The sequence below is a fragment of the Testudinibacter sp. 'clade 2' genome (assembly GCF_006227735.1).
In the GTDB taxonomy this organism is placed as follows: domain Bacteria; phylum Pseudomonadota; class Gammaproteobacteria; order Enterobacterales; family Pasteurellaceae; genus Chelonobacter.
The window spans coordinates 1-4,092 of record NZ_VDHB01000155.1; the positions used below are offsets into that span (position 1 = coordinate 1).

The 4,092-nt window shown below is 49.3% G+C and carries 1 protein-coding gene; it reads left to right on the top strand.

Annotated features, from left to right (window positions below; all coding sequences use genetic code 11):
• A partial coding sequence (locus tag FHQ30_RS11315; RefSeq protein ID WP_500692264.1) for an ESPR-type extended signal peptide-containing protein occupies positions 1–4,092 on the top strand: 4,092 nt, incomplete at both ends.

Consider the following 4,092-nt stretch of genomic DNA (forward strand, 5'->3'; position numbering starts at 1 on the left):
TGAACAAAATTTATAAAGTCATTTGGAATAAAACAACGCAAACTTTTGTGGTGGTTTCAGAGTTGGCAACGTCACAGAATAAAGCTGCAAGCAGTGTCGATAATGTGGTAATCAAGCAAGAAAATAGAATATCTGCGTTTTTGTTTAAATTAAAAGCAACCATGATTGCGAGTTTAGTGGCGCTGTTGCCAATGGCAGCGTCAGCTACGCTTATTATTACGAATAATGATAATAATGGTTATGCTTTTAATAATAATCCAGCGAATCCGGCGAATCAATTGGGTGGAGACAGAGCGTTTAATTATAATAATCCGGGAAATTTGTCATACACTAATCCGAATGTAGCTAGAGTTGGCAGCAACCTTTATTCTCCTGATGAGGCAGTAACCGGAATTGCGATTGGTCGCAACAGTAATGTGGTTACAACCGGTGGAGCTACTGTTTCAGGCATTGCAATCGGTGATTATTCCCGTGCCGTCGGCGGTTTGGCATTTGCCTTAGGCGGGTATTCTCAGGCAACGAATGTGGGCGCAACGGCAATTGGAACCAGTGCTCTGGCTTCGGGGTTTAACTCCCTATCTATGATGCGTCAAGCTGCCGCAACTAATGATTATGCAATGGCGATTGGTACAGTTGCTTGGGCGAGTGGTAAAGGCAGTTTAGCGATGGGGCAGTCTTCCACCGCAACAGGTAATCAATCGATTGCGATCGGGAGTGCCGATGTTTCCCCAAGCACTGCTACAAATGGTGTTAGTGTTGCGTCTTATGACAATACCAGCAACACTAAAGCGACTGCCGATTTTGCAGTCGCTGTTGGGGCACAGAGTAAATCGACGGCACAAAGTGCATTGGCGATAGGAACAAAAGCAACAGCAAGTGCTGCGAGCGCCACTGCCATTTCTAGTAATGCCACGGCTTCAGGCGGAAATTCTCTTGCACTTGGCGTGTCTTCACAAGCTACTGCAACAGCGGCAATCGCAATTGGTTCGGGCGCACAAGCGTTGGGTAACAGTACTGTTGCAATTGGTAATGCAGCTGGTGTTAATGCGGCTCCAAATACTCGTTATATTCACAATGTTGCGGTGGGGACCAATGCCGGTCAAAATGTGCCGGGGCAATACAATGTTGCCCTTGGCTACCAAGCTGGCAGTAATATGACCACTGGCAGTGATACCGTTAAAAATGTCGTGATTATTCCGCAAGATAATATCGCCATTGGTCGTGATGCCGGCAGTAATTTGAGCGCACGGGCAGAGCAGACCAACGATGGGCAGGGTGGTACTTACGCCATCCAAAACCCTGCATTGTATAATGTGGCTATTGGTTTGTCCGCAGGGAGCAATCTGAGCGGTTCTGCCAATGTCGCTTTGGGGCGCAATGCGGGCAGTGGAATCAACGGCTGGCGAAATTCGGCGTTGGGTGATGGTGCGGGTGCGCGCGTGACAGGTGAGGCAAATACGGCGGTTGGCAGTACTTCAGGCAATGATGTCAGCGGCAACAGTAATGTGGCGCTTGGTGGCAACAGCGGTTCGACCGTTACCGGCAATAACAACGTGGCACTTGGTGGTGCCGGTCAGAGGGTAACCGGCAATAAAAACTTCTCTACCGGTAACGGCAGTGGCAATGATGTCATCGGCAACAGCAATATTAGTATGAACGGTAAAGGCACAATCACTAATGGCCACAATAATGTGGCGATTGGTGAGGGAGCCGGCGGTACATTAATCGGCACCGAAAGTGCGCCGAATAGTAACAATATCGCCATTGGCAGTGGTGCCGGAGCGGCTTCTTCACGCAGTGTCGGTTCTAATATTGCGATCGGTTACGAAGCCGGAAAAACAGTTAATGGTGCGGAACAAACCAGCGCATTCACGATTGCTTTGGGGCAGTCAACCAAAGTAAGCGGTTCGGATGCTGTGGCGCTTGCATTGAATGCGCAAGCTAACGGTGCCCATGCGATGGCATTAGGTACGAATACTAAAGCCACGGGCGACAGCGCAGTGGCACTCGGCATGATGGCGAATGCCAACGGCAACAATGCAACCGCTTTGGGACGTCAGGCTAATGCTACCGTTGCTAACGCTTTGGCAGTTGGTTATCTGGCAACAGCGTCGGCAACTCGTACGGCAGCGTTGGGTTATCAGGTGCAGGCAACGGCGGCAAATGCCACCAGCCTTGGTAATGAAGCGAGAGCTACTGCGGCTAGATCAATTGCGTTGGGTAATACTTCTGCTGCGAGTGGGATCAGCTCCATAGCACAAGGTGATGCGGCAATTGCTTCCGGTTTAAATGCGGTTGCTATTGGTAAAGGTGCGCAAGCGACAGCAGAAAATACGATTTCTATCGGTACCGATAATGTCGTGAGTGGTAATAATTCCGGTGCGTTGGGGGATCCGTCTTATATTAGTGGTGCAGGCACATATACAGTAGGTAATGATAACGGTACGCAAGCTGCACCGATTGCGGCAGATAATGCCGGTGCATTCGGTAATAATAATCTGATGGGCGCAGACGCTGACGGTAGTCGAATTATCGGTAATCAAAATAATGTACAACAGGCTAATACTTTTGTGGTTGGTAATAATGTCACCACTTCACAAGCAAACAGCGTCATTTTAGGCAATGCCTCGGCGGATCGTGCAGCTACGGCGGAAACATCTGCAACCATTAATGGTATTACCTACGGCACCTTTGCCGGTGTCGGTAGTGCAGCGAACGGTGTGGTAAGCGTTGGCGCAGTTGGTGCGGAACGTCAGATTATTAATGTCGCCGCTGGTCAAATCAGTGCAACCAGCACAGATGCGATTAACGGCAGTCAGTTATATACCGTTGCAGAGGTGGCAGCCAAAGGTTGGAATATTCAAGCTAACGGTGGATCTTCAGCAAAAGTGGCGCCGGGCGATACGGTGAATTTCATCAATGGTACTGGCACGACGGCCACTGTGGCGACAGCAAATGGTATCTCAAATGTCAGTTATTCGGTGAATAAATCGGATTTAACCGTGGCGGATAACGGTACGGTCAGTGCGCAGACTGGCGGTGATAATTTTGCAACCGCTGCTGATGTAGCGGAAGCGATTAACTCAGCAAACAAAACTACCGTTGTAGAGGCAGGTAATAATGTTACGGTAAATGATCCGGTAGTCAACGGCACGGTCACCACATATACCGTTAATGCGGAAAAAACCACCGTCAGTGCGGCGGCAGATAGCGGTCTAAGTGCGGTTGCCGGTGTTGCCAGTGCAACAGGGGTAACCGATTATGCCATCAGCTTGTCGCAAACCTCGAAGGAGAGCTTGGCGAAAGCAGATAGCGCCCTGCAAACCGTCGTGACGCAGATCGATGGCGAAACGGTGAAAACCCTGAAGCAAGATGACAACACCGCCAACTTCATTACTGGTGACAATATTACTTTGACGGCAGACAGTGGCGGTATTAAAGTGGCGACCAAGCAAGATGTGACGTTTAATAACGTAACAACTAACAGCCTGGCAGCAGGACCGGTAAGTATTAATAACGGCGGTATCAATGCCGGCAATACGGTGATCAGCAATGTTGCCAGTGGCGGCGATGTGGACAGCAATGCCGCCAATATCGGTGATGTAAAAACCGCAGCTGCGGCAGCGAAAAGTGAAGTGGCTGCCGGTACCAATGTGGTTTCCGTAGACGAAAGCAAAGGTGCTGATAACCAAACTGTTTACACTGTTAATGCCAAAGGCACCACGGCTTCAGCCGGTTCAAGTGCGGTCACGGTAGGTGGTGTTGCAGTGGCTGATAATATCACCGATTATAAGATTGATTTGTCACAAACATCAAAAGACAGTTTGGTAAAAGCGGATAGCGCACTGCAATCGTGGACAGCCCAAGTGAATGGTACGGATGCGAAAACGGTTGATCAAACAAATAACAGCGTGAACTTTGTGAATGGTGACAATGTTGTGGTTTCCAACGAGAATGGCGATATTAAAGTCTCGACCGCAAAAGAGGTTACCTTTGACAGTGTCACCATCAACAACGGCGGCAGCGTGACCGAAGGCAGCAAAAGTGCGGTCAATGGCGGCGATGTTTATACTGCCATTCAAAATACCGAAT